18 protein-coding genes are annotated in these 17,955 nt (G+C 68.2%); 13 read left to right on the forward strand and 5 right to left on the reverse strand.

The annotated features are described in order from the left end of the window. Positions 1–114: 114 nt before the first annotated feature. The 6 genes from argC (at position 115) to DMB37_RS33520 (ending at position 6,114) form a co-directional block, all read left to right on the forward strand. A complete protein-coding gene (gene argC, locus DMB37_RS33495; RefSeq protein WP_135236093.1) occupies positions 115–1,188 on the forward strand; it encodes an N-acetyl-gamma-glutamyl-phosphate reductase in 1,074 nt (357 codons plus the stop codon). Continuing rightward, positions 1,185–2,411, forward strand: a complete 1,227-nt coding sequence (gene argJ, locus DMB37_RS33500) for a bifunctional glutamate N-acetyltransferase/amino-acid acetyltransferase ArgJ (RefSeq protein ID WP_135236094.1) — start codon at positions 1,185–1,187, stop codon at positions 2,409–2,411. The genes argC and argJ overlap by 4 nt, the downstream gene beginning before the upstream one ends. Then, a complete protein-coding gene (gene argB / locus DMB37_RS33505; protein ID WP_135236095.1) occupies positions 2,408–3,340 on the forward strand; it encodes an acetylglutamate kinase in 933 nt (310 codons plus the stop codon). Before argJ ends, argB begins: the two co-directional genes overlap by 4 nt. Beyond that, positions 3,337–4,560 (forward strand): acetylornithine transaminase, encoded by a 1,224-nt coding sequence (locus DMB37_RS33510; protein ID WP_135236096.1) that lies wholly within the window; start codon positions 3,337–3,339, stop codon positions 4,558–4,560. Before argB ends, DMB37_RS33510 begins: the two co-directional genes overlap by 4 nt. Continuing rightward, complete coding sequence (argF, locus tag DMB37_RS33515; protein ID WP_135236097.1) at positions 4,557–5,510, forward strand: ornithine carbamoyltransferase; 954 nt, start codon at positions 4,557–4,559, stop codon at positions 5,508–5,510. Before DMB37_RS33510 ends, argF begins: the two co-directional genes overlap by 4 nt. A gap of 88 nt (positions 5,511–5,598) precedes the next feature. After that, positions 5,599–6,114: an arginine repressor gene (locus tag DMB37_RS33520; protein ID WP_135236098.1), complete on the forward strand. Its 516-nt coding sequence runs from the start codon at positions 5,599–5,601 to the stop codon at positions 6,112–6,114. 6 nt (positions 6,115–6,120) lie between these two features. On the opposite strand, the gene DMB37_RS40795 is transcribed toward DMB37_RS33520, so the two are convergent. After that, positions 6,121–6,285 (reverse strand): hypothetical protein, encoded by a 165-nt coding sequence (locus DMB37_RS40795; protein WP_167769013.1) that lies wholly within the window; start codon positions 6,283–6,285, stop codon positions 6,121–6,123. 256 nt (positions 6,286–6,541) lie between these two features. Here DMB37_RS40795 and DMB37_RS33525 point away from each other — a divergent pair, with 256 nt between their 5' ends. Continuing rightward, the gene (locus DMB37_RS33525; RefSeq protein ID WP_135236099.1) at positions 6,542–7,744 is read left to right on the forward strand and encodes an argininosuccinate synthase; all 1,203 of its coding nucleotides are present in this window, start codon (positions 6,542–6,544) and stop codon (positions 7,742–7,744) included. Between the two features lie 188 nt (positions 7,745–7,932). Beyond that, positions 7,933–9,354, forward strand: coding sequence for an argininosuccinate lyase (gene argH / locus DMB37_RS33530; RefSeq protein WP_135236100.1), 1,422 nt, complete (start codon positions 7,933–7,935; stop codon positions 9,352–9,354). A gap of 42 nt (positions 9,355–9,396) precedes the next feature. On the opposite strand, the gene DMB37_RS33535 is transcribed toward argH, so the two are convergent. Continuing rightward, positions 9,397–10,053, reverse strand: a complete 657-nt coding sequence (locus DMB37_RS33535; RefSeq protein WP_135236101.1) for a hypothetical protein — start codon at positions 10,051–10,053, stop codon at positions 9,397–9,399. A 121-nt stretch (positions 10,054–10,174) separates the two neighbouring features. Here DMB37_RS33535 and DMB37_RS33540 point away from each other — a divergent pair, with 121 nt between their 5' ends. Then, on the forward strand, positions 10,175–10,498 hold the full coding sequence (locus DMB37_RS33540) for a multidrug efflux SMR transporter (RefSeq protein WP_135236102.1): 324 nt from the start codon (positions 10,175–10,177) through the stop codon (positions 10,496–10,498). A gap of 55 nt (positions 10,499–10,553) precedes the next feature. On the opposite strand, the gene DMB37_RS33545 is transcribed toward DMB37_RS33540, so the two are convergent. Next, a complete protein-coding gene (locus DMB37_RS33545; RefSeq protein WP_206055060.1) occupies positions 10,554–11,159 on the reverse strand; it encodes a Uma2 family endonuclease in 606 nt (201 codons plus the stop codon). A 357-nt stretch (positions 11,160–11,516) separates the two neighbouring features. On the opposite strand from DMB37_RS33545, the gene DMB37_RS33550 reads away from it, so the two are divergent. From DMB37_RS33550 to DMB37_RS33560, 3 genes are read left to right on the forward strand one after another with little or no spacing between them, the layout of a single operon-like run. Then, complete coding sequence (locus tag DMB37_RS33550) at positions 11,517–12,323, forward strand: ATP-binding cassette domain-containing protein (protein ID WP_222595025.1); 807 nt, start codon at positions 11,517–11,519, stop codon at positions 12,321–12,323. Between the two features lie 43 nt (positions 12,324–12,366). Further along, positions 12,367–13,410: an ABC transporter permease gene (locus DMB37_RS33555; protein ID WP_135236103.1), complete on the forward strand. Its 1,044-nt coding sequence runs from the start codon at positions 12,367–12,369 to the stop codon at positions 13,408–13,410. A 38-nt stretch (positions 13,411–13,448) separates the two neighbouring features. Then, the gene (locus tag DMB37_RS33560; protein WP_135236104.1) at positions 13,449–14,423 is read left to right on the forward strand and encodes an ABC transporter substrate-binding protein; all 975 of its coding nucleotides are present in this window, start codon (positions 13,449–13,451) and stop codon (positions 14,421–14,423) included. Positions 14,424–14,479: 56 nt separating this feature from the next. Here DMB37_RS33560 and ilvA read toward each other — a convergent pair whose 3' ends face one another. Further along, entirely contained in the window at positions 14,480–15,709 is a 1,230-nt protein-coding gene (gene ilvA, locus DMB37_RS33565; RefSeq protein ID WP_135236105.1) for a threonine ammonia-lyase, read from the reverse strand. A 70-nt stretch (positions 15,710–15,779) separates the two neighbouring features. Next, positions 15,780–16,949, reverse strand: coding sequence for a serine hydrolase domain-containing protein (locus DMB37_RS33570; protein WP_135236106.1), 1,170 nt, complete (start codon positions 16,947–16,949; stop codon positions 15,780–15,782). A gap of 203 nt (positions 16,950–17,152) precedes the next feature. Between DMB37_RS33570 and DMB37_RS33575 the strand changes: the two genes are divergently transcribed. Further along, on the forward strand, positions 17,153–17,875 hold the full coding sequence (locus tag DMB37_RS33575; RefSeq protein ID WP_135236107.1) for a GntR family transcriptional regulator: 723 nt from the start codon (positions 17,153–17,155) through the stop codon (positions 17,873–17,875). Positions 17,876–17,955: the final 80 nt, after the last annotated feature.

The raw sequence follows: 17,955 nt of genomic DNA on the forward strand, positions 1-17,955 counted from the left end.
TGCACCCCATCGAGCCGGGTACCAACCCTGCGAAACCCCTGGCTCTTCCAGCAGGATCCAAGCAAGAGGGGACCAGCTGGTGAATGAGCTTGCATAGTCGTGCATAATCATCACATGGTTGATTCGGTGCACGCGCCGGAGCCAGCAGGGCCCGCGTTGCGGGTTGCGGTGGCCGGGGCGAGTGGGTACGCGGGCGGGGAAGTATTGCGACTGCTGCTCGGTCATCCGGCGTACCGCGAGGGCCGCCTGGTGATCGGCGCGTTGACGGCGGGATCGAATGCCGGAACCCCGCTCGGCGCGCTGCAACCGCACCTGTTGCCGTTGGCGGATCGGGTGCTCGCACCGACGACTGTCGAGGAGCTGGCGGGGCACGACGTGGTGTTCCTCGGCCTGCCGCACGGCCAGTCCGCGGCGATCGCCGAGCGGCTGCCCGCCTCGACGGTGATCATCGACTGCGGCGCCGACTTCCGGCTGACCGACGCGCAGGCGTGGGAGAAGTATTACGGCAGCGCGCACGCGGGCAGCTGGCCCTACGGCCTGCCCGAACTGCCGGGCGGCCGCGAGCAGCTGCGTGGCGCGCGCCGGATCGCGGTGCCGGGTTGCTACCCGACCGTGGCCAGTCTGGCGATGGCGCCGGCGGTCGCCGCGGGCATCGTCGCGCCGAACGTGAATGTCGTTGCGGTGAGCGGTACTTCGGGCGCCGGGCGCAAGCTCGACGTCGGCCTGCTCGGCTCCGAGGTGATGGGTTCGGTGCGCGCGTACAGCATCGCGGGCGCGCACCGGCACACCCCGGAGATCGCGCAGAACCTCAAGGCGGCGGGGGGCATCGACGTCGCCGTGTCGTTCACGCCGGTGCTGGCACCGATGCCGCGCGGCATCCTGGCGACCTGCACGGCACCGACCTCGGTGGATGCCGCGCAGGCGCGCGCTGTCTATGAAAAAGCCTATGCCGACGAGCCATTCGTGCACCTGCTGCCGGAAGGCGTACTGCCGCAGACCGGCGCGGTGCTCGGTTCCAACGCCGTCACCCTGCAGGTGGCGGTGGATGCCGACGCGGGCTTGCTCGTGGTGATCGGCGCGATCGACAACTTGACCAAGGGCACCGCGGGCGCCGCGGTGCAATCGATGAACCTGGCCGTCGGATTCGACGAGACCGCAGGACTTTCCACCGTAGGAGTGGCACCGTGACGACATCCGCTGCGACGCAGACCGCCAACGGCAAGCTGGTGCGCAACCAGGGCGTCACCGGCCCGCTCGGCTTCCGTGCCGCCGGTATCGCGGCCGGCATCAAGGCCAGCGGAAAGCCGGACCTGGCACTGGTTTTCAACGAGGGCCCGGAGTACGCGGCGGCAGGCGTCTTCACCCGCAACAAGGTGAAGGCCGCCCCGGTGCTGTGGTCGCAGCAGGTGCTCTCAGGCGGGCGGCTGCGCGCGGTGATCCTGAACTCCGGCGGCGCCAACGCCTGCACCGGACCAGGCGGCTTCCAGGACACGCACAAGACCGCCGAGGAACTCGCTGCGGCACTGAGCAATTGGGGTTCCGAGACCGGTGCCGGCGAGATCGCCGTCTGCTCGACGGGCCTGATCGGCGACCGGCTGCCGATGGACAAGCTCGTCCCCGCGATCACCGAGATCGTGCACGAGATGGGCGGCGGGCTCTCCGGCGGGCTCGACGCGGCCCACGCGATCATGACCACCGACACGGTGCCCAAGGAAGCCGCGTTCCACCATCGCGACAAATGGAACGTCGGCGGCATGGCCAAGGGCGCGGGCATGCTCGCCCCCTCGCTGGCCACCATGCTGGTGGTGCTGACCACCGACGCCGCCGCCACCCCCGACCAGCTGGATCAGGCGCTGCGCAATGCCACCAAGCGCACCTTCGACCGGCTCGACGTCGACGGCTCCTGCTCGACCAACGACACCGTGCTGCTGCTCGCCAACGGCGCCAGCGAGGTCACCCCGAGCCAGGAAGACCTCGACGCCGCCGTGCTCGCGGTCTGCGACGACCTGGCCGCCCAGCTGATGGCCGACGCGGAGGGCGTCACCAAGCGGGTGCTGGTCACCGTCGCGAGCGCGGTCAGCGAGGACGAGGCGGTGGCCGCCGCGCGCACCGTCGCCCGCGACAGTCTGGTCAAGACAGCGCTTTTCGGCTCCGACCCGAACTGGGGCCGGGTACTCGCCGCGGTCGGCATGGCGCCGGTCACCCTCGACCCGAACCGGATCTCGGTGTCGTTCAACGGAAACCCGGTCTGTATCGACGGTGTCGGCGCACCGGGCGCCCGCGAGGTCGACCTGTCCGGTGGCGACATCGAGGTGCTGATCGAGCTGAATGTCGGTACCGCCGCGGCCACCATCCGCACCACCGACCTCTCGCACGGCTACGTCGAAGAGAATTCGGCGTACAGCTCATGACAAGCCAACTCCGCCACGAGCTTTCGGCGCTGGACAAGGCGCACATCCTGGCCGACGCGCTGCCCTGGCTGCAGAAGTTCCGCGACAAGATCGTGGTGGTGAAGTTCGGCGGCAACGCCATGGTCGACCCGGAACTCGAGCGGGCCTTCGCCGCCGACATGGCGTTCCTGCGCACCGTCGGCGTGCACCCGGTGGTGGTGCACGGCGGCGGCCCGCAGATCAGCGCCATGCTGAAGAAGCTCGGCCTGGAGGGTGAGTTCCGCGGCGGCTTCCGGGTGACCACGCCGGAGGTGATGGACGTGGTGCGCATGGTGCTGTTCGGGCAGGTCGGTCGCGAACTGGTCGGCTTGATCAACGCGCACGGCCCGTACGCCGTCGGCATCTCCGGCGAGGACGCGCAACTGTTCACCGCGACCCGCCGCACCGTCGAGGTCGACGGCGAGCCCACTGACATCGGGCTGGTCGGCGACGTCACCTCGGTGAATCCGGACGCGGTGCTCGACCTGATCTACGCGGGCCGCATCCCGGTGGTGTCCACCATCGCGCCGGACGCGGACGGGGTGGTGCACAACATCAACGCCGACACCGCCGCCGCCGCGCTCGCCGAGGGCATCGGCGCCGAGAAACTGGTGGTGCTGACCGATGTCGAAGGCCTCTACACCGACTGGCCGGACCGGTCCTCGCTGATCACCCGCATCGATACGGCGGCGCTCGCGGAGTTGCTGCCCCGCCTGGACGCGGGCATGGTGCCGAAGATGGAAGCCTGCCTGCGCGCCGTGCAGGGCGGGGTGCCGACGGCGCACGTGATCGACGGGCGCGTGCCGCACGCCGTGCTGCTGGAACTGTTCACCGGAGAAGGAATCGGAACGATGGTGACGCCCGACTCGTCCTCGAACGGGGCTGGCTCGCCGGACGGAACGAGAAAATGAGTACAGACCAAGAACTCCAGGCGCGGTGGTCCGCCGCGATGATGAACAACTACGGCACGCCCAAGATCGCGCTGGTGCGCGGGGCGGGCGCCGTGGTCTACGACGCGGACGGCAATCGCTACGTCGACTTCCTGGGCGGCATCGCGGTGAACAGCCTCGGCCACGCCCATCCGGCGATCCTGGCCGCGGTGACGGAGCAGCTCGGCACGCTCGGGCACGTCTCGAACATCTACGCCAACGAACCGGTGATCGAACTGGCCGAGCGCCTGCTCGCGCACTTCGGTGACGGCTCCTCCGAGGCCGGCCACAGCGGGCGCGCCTTCTTCTGCAACTCGGGCACCGAGGCCAACGAGGCCGCGTTCAAGATCGCGCGGCTGACCGGACGCCGCAAGATCATCGCCTGCGAAGAGGCCTTCCACGGCCGGACCATGGGCGCGCTCGCGCTCACCGGACAGCCCGCGAAGCGCACGCCGTTCGAGCCGCTGCCCGCAGGCGTCGTGCACGTGCCCTACGGCGACGCCGCCGCGCTGGAAGCCGTGGTCGATGCGGATACCGCCGCGGTGTTCCTGGAGCCGATGATGGGGGAGAGCGGCGTCGTCGTGCCGCCGGTCGACTACCTGGTCAAGGCCCGCGAGATCACCGCGCGCCACGGTGCGCTGCTCATCCTCGACGAGGTGCAGACCGGCATCGGCCGGACCGGAAAGTTCTACGCGCACCACGCTGCGGGCATCGTGCCCGACGTGATCACCCTGGCAAAGGGGCTCGGCGGCGGGCTGCCGATCGGCGCGGTGCTGGCCACCGGCGAGGCCGCCGAGCTGCTCACCCCCGGCCTGCACGGCACGACCTTCGGCGGCAACCCGGTGTGCGCGGCGGCCGCGCTCGCCGTGCTGCGCACCATCGACGAGCAAGACCTGCTCGCGCATGTGGAGTCGGTCGGCAAGCGGCTCGCCGACGGCATCGAACTGCTGGAGCATCCGCTGATCGACCATGTGCGTGGGGCCGGGCTGTTGCTCGGCATCGTGCTCACCGACGACGTCTCCGCGCACGTCGAAGCGCGGGCCCGGGCCGCCGGATATCTGATTAATCCGGCCAAGCCCAACGTTATTCGGCTCGCCCCGCCGCTGATCCTCACCGAGACCCAGGCCGACAATTTCGTCGCCGATCTGCCGGAGATCCTGGACTCGGCCACCCAAGATGCGAAGGAGGCTGCGGCGCAATGACTTCAGCACAGCAGGTACGGCATTTCCTCCGCGACGACGATGTGAGCCCGGCCGAACAGGCCGAAATCCTCACCCTGGCCGCCGAACTCAAGCACGCGCCGTTCTCCCAGCGTCCGCTGGAGGGTCCGCGCGGGGTCGGCGTGATCTTCGAGAAGAACTCCACCCGCACCCGGTTCTCCTTCGAGATGGGCATCGCTCAGCTCGGCGGGCACGCGGTGGTGGTGGACGGGCGCGACACCCAGCTCGGCCGCGAGGAGACCCTCGGCGACACCGGCCGGGTGCTCTCCCGCTACGTCGACGCGATCGTGTGGCGCACCTTCGAGCAGTACCGGCTCGACGAAATGTCGGCCACCGCAACGGTTCCGGTGGTGAACGCGCTGTCCAACGAGTTCCACCCCTGCCAGGTGCTCGCCGACCTGCAGACCCTCGCCGAGCGCAAGGGAAACCTGGTGGGGCGCAACCTCACCTACTTCGGTGACGGGGCCAACAACATGGCGCACTCGCTGCTGCTCGGCGGCGTCACCGCGGGCCTCAACGTCACCATCGCCGCGCCGACGGGTTTCGAGCCGCTGCCGTGGATCCTGGAGGCCGCCCGCAAGCGGGCCGCCGACACCGGCGCCACCATCACCCTGACCGCCGACCCGATCGCCGCGGCCGACGGCGCGGACGCGTTGGTCACCGACACCTGGACCTCGATGGGCCAGGAGAACGACGGCCTCGACCGCGTCGGCCCGTTCCGCCCGTTCCAGGTGAACAGCGCGCTGCTCGCGCACGCCCAGCCCGACGCCGTGGTGCTGCACTGCCTACCCGCCCACCGTGGCGAGGAGGTCACCGACGAGGTGCTCGACGGGCCGCACAGCGTGGTGTGGGACGAGGCGGAGAATAGGTTGCACGCGCAGAAGGCGCTGCTGGTGTGGTTGCTGGCCAAGCGAAGTGATGGTGCGGCATGAGAGGTGAGCGTCCGCGACGAGCAGTCGTGAGCGAGCGAACGATGCGCGCAGCGTCCGCGGGTATGGCGCGCGTCGGCGAGGTGCAGTCGTGAGCGTCGCACATCCGGAGCAGGGCAAGACGGGCCCGGAGATCGCGCGCACTCGTGCCGGACGGCAGTCGCGCATTGTCGAACTGCTGACCGCGCACGCGGTGCGCAGCCAGACCGAACTGGCGGCTTTACTGGCCGCCGAAGGCATCGAGACCACGCAGGCAACGCTCTCGCGTGACCTGGATGAACTCGGCGCGGTGAAGCTGCGCGCCGCCGACGGTGGTGCCGGCGTCTACGTGGTGCCCGAGGACGGCAATCCCATCCGTGGCGTTATCGGCGGCACCGATCGTCTCGCGAAGCTCCTGGGCGACCTGTTGGTCTCCACCGATCACAGCGGCAATATCGCGGTCCTGCGCACCCCGCCCGGTGCCGCGCACTACCTGGCCAGCGCACTGGACCGCGCCGCGCTGCCTTACATCGTCGGCACCATCGCAGGCGACGACACCATCGCCGTCATCGCCCGCGAACCGCTGACCGGCGCCGAACTGGCGGCGAAGATCGAGGAGATCGCCTGACGCAGGTCAGGAGAACGGGTATTGCCCGCCGCCACCACGCGGTGTGCGATGGTCCGGCGTTGTCACGTCGATGATGTCTTGAATGAGGTCGACGACCGCGCGGCCGACGTCCAGGACACCGTGGCCGAGGGTGCTGAACTCTCCCGCGACGAGGTGTAGCAGTGCGTTCATGACGTCCGTCCTTCTACCCGCCCGACGATTCCGTTCTCAGGGTCGCACACCGGAGAACGGCACGCCAAGGACGTAATTCGCCTGATGGGCAGTGACTTTCGCGAACGATCCGGGGCCGCAGCGGCGCTTCCCGGACCCCCGTTGTGAATGGGCTTGCATCATCGTGCATAATCATTTGTAGGACGTGCGGGCCGCTGTGGCGGGAAGCCGGTCCGTACTTCGAACACAAGCATCGAAACCGAGGAGCACACAGACCATGTCCGAACGCGTCGTACTCGCCTACTCAGGTGGGCTGGACACCTCCGTGGCGATCAGCTGGATCGCCAAGGAGACCGGTTCCGAGGTGGTGGCCGTGGCCATCGACCTCGGCCAGGGCGGCGAGGACATGAACGTGGTGCGCCAGCGAGCGCTGGACTGCGGCGCGGTCGAGGCCATCGTGGTGGACGCGCGCGACGAGTTCGCCAACGACTACTGCCTGCCGACCATCCAGGCCAACGCCATGTACATGGGCCGCTACCCGCTGGTCTCCGCGATCAGCCGCCCGCTCATCGTCAAGCACCTCGTCGAGGCGGCCAAGTTCCACGGTGCGAGCACCGTCGCGCACGGCTGCACCGGCAAGGGCAACGACCAGGTGCGTTTCGAGGTCGGCATCGGCGCGCTCGCGCCGGACCTGAACGTCATCGCCCCGGTCCGGGACTACGCATGGACCCGGGAGAAGGCCATCGCCTTCGCCGAGGAGAACGCGCTGCCGATCAACGTCACCAAGAAGTCCCCGTTCTCCATCGACCAGAACGTGTGGGGTCGTGCGGTGGAAACCGGCTTCCTCGAGGACCTCTGGAACGCGCCGACCAAGGACGTCTACGACTACACCGCCGACGCGACGGTCAACTTCGAGGCCCCCGACGAGCTCATCATCACCTTCGAGAAGGGTGTTCCGGTCGCCATCGACGGCCGCCAGGTGAGCGTGCTGGAAGCCATCGTCGAGCTGAACCACCGCGCCGGACGGCAGGGCGTCGGCCGCCTCGACATGGTCGAGGACCGGCTCGTCGGCATCAAGAGCCGCGAGATCTACGAGGCGCCCGGCGCCATCGCGCTGATCACCGCGCACCAGGAGCTCGAAGCCGTCACCGTCGAGCGTGAGCTCGGCCGGTACAAGCGGCAGGTCGAGCAGCGCTGGGGCGAGCTGGTCTACGACGGCCTGTGGTTCTCCCCGCTCAAGCGCGCGCTGGACGCGTTCGTCGGCGAAACCCAGGAGCACGTCTCCGGCGACATCCGGATGGTGCTGCACGGCGGCAACGCGGTCGTGAACGGTCGGCGCTCCGAGCAGTCCCTCTACGACTTCAACCTCGCCACCTACGACGAGGGCGACACCTTCGACCAGTCGCTGGCCAAGGGTTTCGTGCAGATCCACGGACTGTCCTCGAAGGTCGCGGCGCGTCGGGATCTGAACCAGAAGTAAGCGAGTGCGCTGAAGTCGTGCGGGCCGAGGAGAGTTCGCGACCCGCACGACGGCAGCTGGCGCAAGGTCAGTCGGTCGGCGCTGCTCGCGCGGCTCCGGATGGCACCGTGCGGAGGACAGTCGCTGCACCGGACGGCACGGCACAGACATCACCTACTGATGACCGCAACCCGAGGAGACAGGACACCATGACGCAGAGCGGCAGCACGAACACCGGTGCGCTCTGGGGCGGGCGTTTCGCGTCCGGACCGGCCGAGGCGATGGCGGCCCTGAGCAAGTCGACGCAGTTCGATTGGGTCCTGGCGCCGTACGACATTCGCGCGTCGAAGGCGCATGCGCGGGTGCTGCACAAGGCCGGGCTGCTCTCGGAGAGCGATCTCGCCGGCATGCTCACCGGGCTGGATCAGCTTGCCGCCGACGTGGATTCGGGCGCGTTCGGTCCCGCCGAGTCCGATGAGGATGTGCACGGTGCGCTGGAGCGTGGGCTGATCGAGCGGGTCGGCGCCGAGCTCGGCGGCCGGCTGCGCGCGGGACGGTCCCGGAATGATCAGGTTGCCACGCTGTTCCGGATGTGGTTGCGCGACGGTGTACGCCGGGTCGCGGCCGGTGTGCTCGACGTGGTCGACGCGCTGGTGGCGCAGGCGGCCGCGCATCCCGACGCGGTGATGCCCGGCAAGACGCACCTGCAGGCCGCGCAGCCGGTGCTGCTCGCCCATCACCTGCTCGCGCACGCGCACCCGCTGCTGCGCGACATCGATCGGCTGCGTGACTTCGACAAGCGGGCGGCGGTGTCGCCGTACGGTTCCGGCGCGCTGGCCGGTTCGTCGCTCGGGCTCGATCCCGAGGCGATCGCCGCCGAACTCGATTTCGACGGGTCCGCGGCCAATTCGATCGACGCCACCTCCTCGCGGGACTTCGCCGCCGAGGCCGCGTTCGTGCTCGCCATGATCGGTGTCGATCTCAGCCGGATGGCCGAAGAGGTAATCCTCTGGAGCACACCGGAATTCGGCTACATCACCCTGGCCGACGCGTGGTCTACCGGCTCGTCGATCATGCCGCAGAAGAAGAACCCGGACGTCTCCGAACTCACCCGCGGCAAGGCGGGCAGGCTCATCGGCAACCTCACCGGGCTGCTGGCCACCCTGAAGGCGCAGCCGCTGGCCTACAACCGAGACCTGCAGGAGGACAAGGAACCACTGTTCGACTCGGTCGCGCAACTGGAACTGCTGCTGCCCGCCATCGCCGGCCTCGTCTCGACGCTCACTTTCCACACCGACCGGATGGCCGAACTCGCTCCCGCCGGTTTCACTCTCGCCACCGACATCGCCGAATGGCTTGTCCGGCAGGGTGTTCCGTTCCGGGTGGCGCACGAGGCGGCCGGCGCTTGCGTCCGGGCCGCCGAATCCCGCGGTGTCGGCCTGGCCGAGCTCACCGACGAGGAATTCGCCGCCATCGACCCTGCTCTCACGCCGAACGTGCGCGAGGTCCTCACCGTCCAGGGTTCCATCGCCTCCCGCAACGCCCGCGGCGGCACCGCGGGCACCCAGGTCGCCCGCCAACTCGACGAAATCGCCGGTACCACAACCGAGCTCCGCAGCTGGTTGGGCTGAGCCTCGGCGAGTGGCACATGGTGGCGGCAATTGGTGTGCCACTCACTGGGGGAGTAGTTCCGCTACGTGGAGTAGGGGAGCGGCCAAGGCGGGGATTGCTTTGGGGTGGCGTAGCTGACCTTTGTGATAGGTGAGCAGGTCTTGGCCGGCGAGGCTCCAGTGCGGGACCGCGTTGTAGAGGTGCGCGGTGATCAGCTGAGGACCGATCAGCCCGCGGGCGTAGTGCGGGTCCGGTGCGACGACCCGGTAGCGATAGTCGAACGTCGGATTGCCGGTGGCGGTCGGTTTATCGCCGAACAGGCTGCGGCCCAGCTGCGAGAGTGAGCCCCGCGACAGCACACTGACCGGCAGGTGCGGCTGATTCAGCCGCACGACAATAACGATGTAGTGGTGCGTCGTCGAACTACCGTCCGAGGACGACGTCTCGTGCTTGTAGTCGGCCACGGTCACCCACCGGCCGCCGAGCTGCCCGGTCATCACCACGCCGAGGCCGCGCGGATTTCGGCCGGGTAGCCGCGACGTCCACTCCGCGCGGGCCCGCTCGGTATACGACCACCCGTGCGCCCTCGACCATTCCCACAGCTGAGTTCTGCGCGCCCGCTCGGCACGCATCGACCGCTGGACCGCGACAACGAGCAACACGATCAACGCGACAACCACCGACGCCCCCGCCGCGCCGACGAGCATCACCGCATCCATCCCGATCCTTACTCCTCGTCGCCGGACGCCGCCGCGTCGCACCCTCGCCGAGTTCCCCCGGCCGCCGCGCCACCCACGGCGCGCTGCCTCGTCATTGTCCGGCACTCGTTACGCTGCCGCCATGACCTTGCTCCTGCTCGCCATTGCCATCGCGTCCGAGGTGACCGCAACCGTATCGTTGAAACTCTCCGACGGATTCAGCAAGGTCATACCGTCGATCATCGTGGTTGTCGGCTACGCCAGCGCCTTCTGGTTTCTCTCCCAAGCGCTGAAGCGCGGCATGCAGATCGGTGTCGCCTACGGCATCTGGTCCGCCGTCGGCGTAGCCGCCATCGCCATCATCGGCGTCCTCTTCCTGGACGAGCGCCTGACCCTCATCCAGGTCGGCGGTATAGCCCTGGTGATCATCGGCGTGCTCGCGCTGGAACTCGGCGGCGCACACTGAGTGAGCGGGTGTGCCGCCAACCAACACTCATCGGCACACCCGAACACGGTAGAAATCAGACGAACTCGCTGGTATCGAGGTCGAACTCGAAGGGCTTCGGCAGCCGGAGCGAGACACCGAACTTGGCGGTGGCGGTGTGCCGGTATTCCCCATCCACCGGCTCCCCGTAGACCGTCATCTCGGCGCGATGGCGATCGATCAGCAGGTAGGCCGGGATGTGAGCCTGCGCATACGCGTCACGCTTCTCTATCCGATCGACCTCTGCGTCGCGTTCGCGACCGGAAGTGATCTCCATGATCATCAGCACCCCTGCCGGGTCGGACCACGATGGCTGATCCCGGAAATAGCCACGCGGTGCGACTGCGCCATCCACCCTGGCGCGGCTTTCGCGATGGGCCGGGATACGCACGCCGACCTCGGGCAATAGGCGCCACTCCGGGCAGTGGTCCCGAATTTGGTCGCCGATGATGCTGGCGAACTCGGCATGCTCACCATCGGGAACCGGAACGACGTAGATCCTTCCATTGATCAGCTCGACGTCGACTTCCTCGGACGATGCGCGCTCCAGCACCTCGAACTCCGCGAGGGTCACATCGGCGTCCATGCTGCTCATATCCCCAGGGTAACTGGGCGGCGCGGTTTCGTTCTGCTGGTCGTCCACCAGCAGGTGGTGCGCGGGCTCATGTGGCGCCCAGGCTCGATCGCGGGCTGCTACGTTCCACTCTGCAACTCCCTTCTACTCGACGACGGGATCGTTGTGCATTTCCTTTGACGTGCGACGTCGCCCAATGGTTCCGCGAAACTCCGCGACTTTCAGTGCTGAAACTGGGTGCTGACGATCCACTACTCGCCGAGCCGCCGCCGAGGGCGTTCAGTGCATTGTTTTCTCACCCCAAATAACCGGATTCCGTTGCGCCTCCCGCATTTTGCCGAATACGTCCCATGAGACCTCAGCCCGAACGTAGCATCGGGCGATGGATTGGACGTTTGCTCAGCTGTGCGTGCACGGATGTGGCCGATGACCTCGGACGATGCCGCGAAACAGGCCGAACCGGCCGGCGAATCCGCCGTCGCGCTGCGGGCCGAGGGACTGGTGAAGCGCTACGGCGGGGTGGAGGCATTGCGCGGCGCGAACTTTCAGGTGAGCGCGGGCGAAGTGGTCGCCTTGATCGGCGACAACGGTGCGGGTAAATCGACTCTGGTGAAATGCCTTTCCGGCGCCGAACAGCCGGATTCCGGGCGGATTTTGCTGGACGGCAAGCAAGTGGTGCTGAATACGCCCACGGCGGCACGCAAACTCGGCGTGGAGACCGTGTACCAGGATCTCGCGGTGGCCCCCGACCTCGACCCGGCGGCGAACCTCTTCCTCGGCCGCGAGCTGGTGCGCAAGGGCTTGGCGGGCAAGCTCGGCATGCTGGATCGCACCGCGATGAGAGCCCAGGCGGTCGAACACTTTCGGCGCCTCGGCGTCACCCTGCAGAGCGCGGACGTGCCGATCGGCTCGCTGTCGGGCGGACAGCGGCAGAGCGTCGCGGTGGCCAGGGCGGTGATGTGGGCGAGCAAGGTGGTGTTCATGGACGAGCCGACCGCGGCGCTCGGCGTGGTGCAGCGCGAGCGGGTGCTCGAGGTGATCCGCCGGGTCCGCGACGAGGGCATCGCGGTGGTGCTGATCAGCCACAACATGCCGGAGGTGCTGGCCGTCGCGGACCGCATCGAGGTGCTGCGGCTCGGACGGCGGGTGGCTCGGTTCACCGCGGCCGAGGCCACCCTCGAACAGTTGGTCGGCGCGATGACCGGCGCGCTGTCACAGGAGGGTGCGGCATGAGCACGCCAGCAATGCCGGAGCAGAGCGTCAGCGAGGTGCGGGCATGACCGAGGTCAAAACTGTCGACGGCAACGGCGGCCCCGAGTTGCCCGAACGCACTGTCCTGCAACGACTCCTCGGCGCGAGCACGGTCTGGATCGGCGTGGTGCTGGTCGCGCTGTGCATCGTGTTCAGCGTCCTGCGGCCCGACGCGTTCCCCACCCGCTTCACCTTTCAGACGCTGCTGATCGAAACATCGGTGCTGCTGGTGCTTTCGGTGGGCATGACGTTCGTGATCATCACCTCGGGCATCGATCTGTCCGTCGGCATGGTGCTGATCTTCGCCGGCGTGATCGGCGCCAAATCGATGGAAGCGCTGAGCCCGGACCAGGATGCGACCGGCGCGGGCTGGGGCATCATCGGCATCGGTTTCCTGCTTTCCGTTGTGGGCGGCGGTGTTTGGGGCCTGATCAACGGACTACTGGTGGCCAAGGCCAAGATTCCGCCGCTGATCGTCACGCTCGGTTCGTTCGGCGCCGCCCTCGGCGCGGCCCAGCTGATCACCGGCGGCATCGACACCCGGACGGTGCCCGAAAAGCTGCGCAACACACTGGGTTTCGGCACCACCTTCGGCGGCATCCCCAACCTGGTTCTGGTCGCCACCGTGGTCACCGTGGTCGCCGCGTGGGTGCTGCACACCACCCGTTTCGGCCGCTACACCTACGCCATCGGCTCCAACGAGGAGGCCGCCCGGCGTTCCGGCATCGCGGTCACCCGGCATCTGGTGCTGGTGTATCTGCTCACCGGCGTGCTCGCGGGCCTGGCGGGCTTCATGAACCTGGCCTACTTCGGCACCACCACCATCGGCGGGCACACCACCGACAACCTGGATGCCATCGCGGGCGTAGTGATCGGCGGCACCAGCCTTTTCGGAGGCGTCGGCTCGATCGTGGGCACCGTGATCGGCGTGTTCATTCCGTCGGTGCTGAAGAAGGGGTTCGTCATCGCGCAGGTGCCGGTGTTCTGGCAGCCGATCGCGGTGAGTGTGGTGCTCGTCGCGGCGGTCTGGTTCGACCAGCTCCGCCGCCGGGCCCGCGATCGGAAATAGGAGTCGACAGTGACAAACAAGATGGCGGAGGTAGCCGAATGACGGTGGCGAAGCGGACGGCGGTGATGATCGGCGCGATGATGTCGGTCGGCGCGCTGCTGGTGTCCTGTAGCGGGCAGGTGGGCGATTCGGGTGGCACCGACAGCAAGAAGCTGGTGCTGATTCCGGGCGTCGCGGACGAGCCGTTCTACATCTCGATGCAGTGTGGCGCACAGGAGCAGGCCACCAAGCTCGGCTACAAGCTCGACACGCAGGCGCCGACGAAGTTCGACGCGGGATCGCAGACGCCGGTGCTGACCGGCGTGGTGGCGAACAAACCCGGCGGCATCCTGATCGCGCCGACCCACGCCACCGCGATGGCCAATCCGATCAAGCAGGCCAAGGATTCGGGCATCAAGATTGTCGAGGTGGACACCGCCCTGGACGACACTTCCGTTGCGCTGTCGTCGATTTCGTCCGACAACAAGAAGGGCGGCGCACTCGCCGCACAGACCCTGGCCAAGCTGGTGGGGGACAAAGGCCCGGTGCTGGTGATCAACACCAAGGCGGGCACGTCCACCACCGACGCGCGGGCGCAGGGCTTCGAGGGCGCGATCAAGAGCTTCCCCGGCATCACCTCGCTCGGCGTGCAATACAACAACAACGAAGCGGCCCAGGCGGCGTCGATCGTCACCGCGACGCTGGCCGCGCACCCCGACCTCGCCGGAATCTTCGCCACCAACCTCAGCTCGGCCGAGGGTGCGGCGACCGGCCTGCGCAACGCGAACAAGCTCGGCCAGGTGAAACTGGTCGGCTTCGACGCCAGCCCCAAGCAGGTCGAGGACCTGAAAGCCGGTACCGTGCAAGCACTTATCGCCCAGGACCCGGCGGGCATCGGCGCCAAGGGCGTCGACCAAGCCGCCGCAGCCATCGAAGGCAAACCGGTCACCCGAAAGATCGAGACCGACATGATCGCGATCACCCAGGCCGACATGGACGCCAACTCGAAGTACTTCTACAAGCGCAAGTGCTGACGCTCGGATGAGGGGCCGACCGGGCGCGATCGAGCGCCCGGTCGGCACAACAATTGCTAGTCCGCCGCGCGGACCGCGTAACCGGCGTTGGTGAGGGCGTTGAGGACGTCCTCGCGATGGTTGGGCCCGCGGGTTTCCAGGGTGAGGGAGACCTCGACCTCGTCGAGCGCCAGCCAGGTTCCGGTCCGGGCGTGCCACACGTCGACCACGCTGGCCCCGGTCTTGCCGACCACTGCGAGCAGCGCGCTCAAACCGCCTGGTTGATCCGAGATCGTCACGCGGACAGCGAGATAGCGGCCCGCCGCGCTCAAGCCGTGGCCGATCAACCGGGTGAGCAGCAGCGGATCGATATTGCCACCCGAGAGGATCGCGCACACCGGGCCCTTCAGTTCGAGATCCGCTGCGGCACAACTTATCAGGGCAGCGACCGCCGCCGCACCCGCGGGCTCGACGATCAGCTTGGCCCGTTCCAGACACAGCAGCAGCGCCTTGGACAGCGAATCCTCGTCGACGGTCACCATAGCCGAGACGTGCTCGGCCACATGGACGAACGGCACCTGACCCGGCTGCCCGACGGCGATACCGTCGGCCATCGTCGACATCCGCCCGACCCGCACCGGCTTGCCCGCCGTCAGTGAACCCGGCCAGGCGGCCGCCTCTTTCGCCTGCACCCCGATCACCCGCACCTGCGGGGCCAGATGATGCAGCGCCACCGCGATGCCCGCGATCAAGCCGCCGCCACCGGTCGGCACGAGCACGGTGCCGACGTCGGGGATCTGTTCCAGGATCTCCAGCGCCACCGTCGCCTGCCCGGCCACGACGTCGGGGTGGTCGAACGGATGGATCAACGTCGCACCGGTGCGGTCGGCGAACTCGATGGCGGCGTCCAAGGCGTCTTCGATGGTCTCACCTACCTGCCGCACCTCGGCGCCGTAGGCCTTGGTGGCCGCGAGCTTCGGCAGCGAGGCGCCCACCGGCATGAACACGGTCGAGGTGATGTTCAGCGAGGTCGCCGCCCAGGCCACGCCCTGCGCGTGGTTGCCGGCACTCGCCGCGACCACGCCGCGCGCCCGGTCCTCGGCGGGCAGATTAGCAATCCGGTTATAGGCGCCGCGCGGCTTGAACGACCCGGTCCGCTGCAGATTCTCGCACTTCAGCCACACTTCGGTGCCCGCACGCTCGGACAGCACCCGGGAAGCGACGATGGGCGTTTTCCGAATCACCGGCGCCAGCAATTCCGCGGCCGCCGTGATTCGCTCCATACCGACCAACTCCATGGCGCCCATGCTGCCATCCCGCCCGCAATACGTCCGATGATTCCGGCCGACGCCACACCGCAGGCACCCGGACCTGCGGTCAGGCCGCCTTGGCGAGGTTGTGCGCGAGCGCGCCGAGGCGAGCCAACCGAGCGTCGCCCAGGGGCGTGAGCCGCCCGCCGAGACGGTTGGTCACAAAGCCCAGCGACATGCCCGTGGCGGGGTCGGCGAAGGCGCCGGAGCCGCCGAGACCGAAATGACCGAAGGCGGAGATCGGGTCCGCCTTCGAAGGGCGCATGGGCACGCCGTGGTAGCCGAGCGCCCACGGAATGCGCAGGGCGAGAACGTAATCGGGGGTGAAGATCTGGCGGCGACTGACTTCGGCGATGGTCTCGGGGCGCAGCAGCTGGAATCCGTCGAGCTCGCCACCGTTGGCGAGGGCACCGTAGAGCCGGGCCAGCGCGCGGGCCGAGAACACCCCGTTGACGCCGGGCATCACCGAATCATGCAGCCGCGGATCGGCAACCAGGTCGGCGAAGCCCTTCGGCGTGGTGTCCATCGCGGCCGAGAACCTGGTCCTGCCGAGTAGCCGGGAGCTGTTCTCCCAGCTCATGCCCGCGACGGTCAGCCGGGGAAAGTTGGTCGCGACCCGGTCGCGCTGCGCCTGCGGCACCCCGAACCAGAGTTCTTCGGCGGCAAGCGGTTCGGCGATCTCGGTGCGCAGCACCTCGGTGAACTCCGTGCCGGTGACCTGGCGCACCAGCTCGGCGACCAAGTGCCCGAAGGTGATTCCTTGATAGCCGCTGGTGACGAGGTGGCGCGGATCCGGCGCCGCCGCGGCCAGGGCCGCCGTCACCGCCGCGTCGTCGAAGAACCGATCGAACGGGCCGGGCAGCAGCCCGCGCAACCGGTGCAAACCCGCTCGGTGGCTGAGCAATTCGCGCACCGTGATGCGCTCCTTGCCCGCGGCGCCGAAGTCGGGCCAGTACGTCGCGACCGGCTCGTCGTAGTCGAGCTCGCCACGCTCGGCGAGCCGGTGCAACACCGTGCTGGCCACACCCTTGCCGGTCGAATACGCCATGGCCACGGTGTCGTGCGCCCACGGCACCTCCGGCCGGGCGTAGCCGGCCCAGACGTCGACCACCGGCTCACCGTGCAGATAGACCGCGAGGGCCCCGCCGCCGTCGAGGGGTCGCCGGAACAGCCGGTCGAACTCGGCGACCAGGGTCGCGAACCGGCGATCTACGAACTGCGCTGCCGAAACCGTCATCGGAAACTCTCTGTAGTACGTGTCCGCATTCCAGAATTGCACGAGCCGCCGCGGCCGCACGCACACCCCCAGGCTCTGTGTCGAAGTCGCATCCGGCCGGACTTCGACGCCGGGCCTAGCCCGCGACCGGTCGGTTCGGTGAACGTTTCCTGAGCGTCACACAGCCGACCTCGATCGCAACACGCCTGGCCTAGCGTGTTCGCATGCCCCCGAGACGACGTTCGGCGCTGCTCGCGAGGTTGGTCGTCGACACACCCGGCCGACCGCAAGTGATCCTCGGCGAACTGCGCCGGGTGATCCTGGACGGCGCGGTGCCGCCGTGCACCGTCATACCGCTGCGCGAGGTGGCCGTGCTGTTCGGGGTGAGTCATATCCCGGTCCGTGAGGCGTTGAAGACGCTGATCGGGGAGGGGCTGGTCACCCATGAACCGCACGGCGGTTACGTGGTGGCTCAGCTGACCGCCGCCGAGCTGCGCGAGATGTACATCGTCCGGGAGACCCTGGAGAACGCCGCCTTGGCCGCGGCCGCGATCAACGCGAGCGCCGCCGATCGCGCCGAACTGATCGCGGTGAACGAGCTGCTCGAACAGGCGATCCGGGATGACGATCCGGTCGCCTACCACCGCCGTTCCCGCGACTTCCACGCCGCGTTGACCAGGCCGTCGCGCCTGTTCCGGCTGCTGCACCTGCTGGAATCGGCGTGGAACGTCACCGAGCCGGTGCAGTCCATGGTCCACATCGGTCGCGGCGACCGGGTGCGCCTGCACACCGACCACGCACTCATGATGGACGCGTTTCTCGCGCGCGACGTGGATCGCCTGCTGCTCACCGCCGAACGCCATCACCGCAGACTGGAAACTGTTATCGAGACCTTGCCGACGGATACCGGGTTGCTCGCGCCGGAAGATATATCGGCCGCGCAATAGCCGGGAAATAACGACGCAATGGTCGGGCAATGCCGCATCCATACGGTCGTTTCGAGCACAGTTCCACCTCCCGGACGGGC

It is taken from the genome of Nocardia sp. CS682 (genome assembly GCF_004634405.1).
Classification (GTDB): domain Bacteria; phylum Actinomycetota; class Actinomycetes; order Mycobacteriales; family Mycobacteriaceae; genus Nocardia; species Nocardia ninae.

What these genes read in the sequence shown, in the direction of transcription:
- DMB37_RS40795 (WP_167769013.1), bottom strand. Translation starts at nt 6,285, where the DNA reads ATGAACGCACTGCTACACCTCGTCGCGGGAGAGTTCAGCACCCTCGGC.
- DMB37_RS33525 (WP_135236099.1), top strand. Translation starts at nt 6,542, where the DNA reads ATGTCCGAACGCGTCGTACTCGCCTACTCAGGTGGGCTGGACACCTCC.
- DMB37_RS33540 (WP_135236102.1), top strand. Translation starts at nt 10,175, where the DNA reads ATGACCTTGCTCCTGCTCGCCATTGCCATCGCGTCCGAGGTGACCGCA.
- argC (WP_135236093.1), top strand. Translation starts at nt 115, where the DNA reads ATGGTTGATTCGGTGCACGCGCCGGAGCCAGCAGGGCCCGCGTTGCGG.
- DMB37_RS33550 (WP_222595025.1), top strand. Translation starts at nt 11,517, where the DNA reads ATGACCTCGGACGATGCCGCGAAACAGGCCGAACCGGCCGGCGAATCC.
- argH (WP_135236100.1), top strand. Translation starts at nt 7,933, where the DNA reads ATGACGCAGAGCGGCAGCACGAACACCGGTGCGCTCTGGGGCGGGCGT.
- DMB37_RS33575 (WP_135236107.1), top strand. Translation starts at nt 17,153, where the DNA reads ATGCCCCCGAGACGACGTTCGGCGCTGCTCGCGAGGTTGGTCGTCGAC.
- DMB37_RS33535 (WP_135236101.1), bottom strand. Translation starts at nt 10,053, where the DNA reads ATGGATGCGGTGATGCTCGTCGGCGCGGCGGGGGCGTCGGTGGTTGTC.
- ilvA (WP_135236105.1), bottom strand. Translation starts at nt 15,709, where the DNA reads ATGGGCGCCATGGAGTTGGTCGGTATGGAGCGAATCACGGCGGCCGCG.
- DMB37_RS33510 (WP_135236096.1), top strand. Translation starts at nt 3,337, where the DNA reads ATGAGTACAGACCAAGAACTCCAGGCGCGGTGGTCCGCCGCGATGATG.
- argB (WP_135236095.1), top strand. Translation starts at nt 2,408, where the DNA reads ATGACAAGCCAACTCCGCCACGAGCTTTCGGCGCTGGACAAGGCGCAC.
- DMB37_RS33560 (WP_135236104.1), top strand. Translation starts at nt 13,449, where the DNA reads ATGACGGTGGCGAAGCGGACGGCGGTGATGATCGGCGCGATGATGTCG.
- argF (WP_135236097.1), top strand. Translation starts at nt 4,557, where the DNA reads ATGACTTCAGCACAGCAGGTACGGCATTTCCTCCGCGACGACGATGTG.
- DMB37_RS33555 (WP_135236103.1), top strand. Translation starts at nt 12,367, where the DNA reads ATGACCGAGGTCAAAACTGTCGACGGCAACGGCGGCCCCGAGTTGCCC.
- DMB37_RS33570 (WP_135236106.1), bottom strand. Translation starts at nt 16,949, where the DNA reads ATGACGGTTTCGGCAGCGCAGTTCGTAGATCGCCGGTTCGCGACCCTG.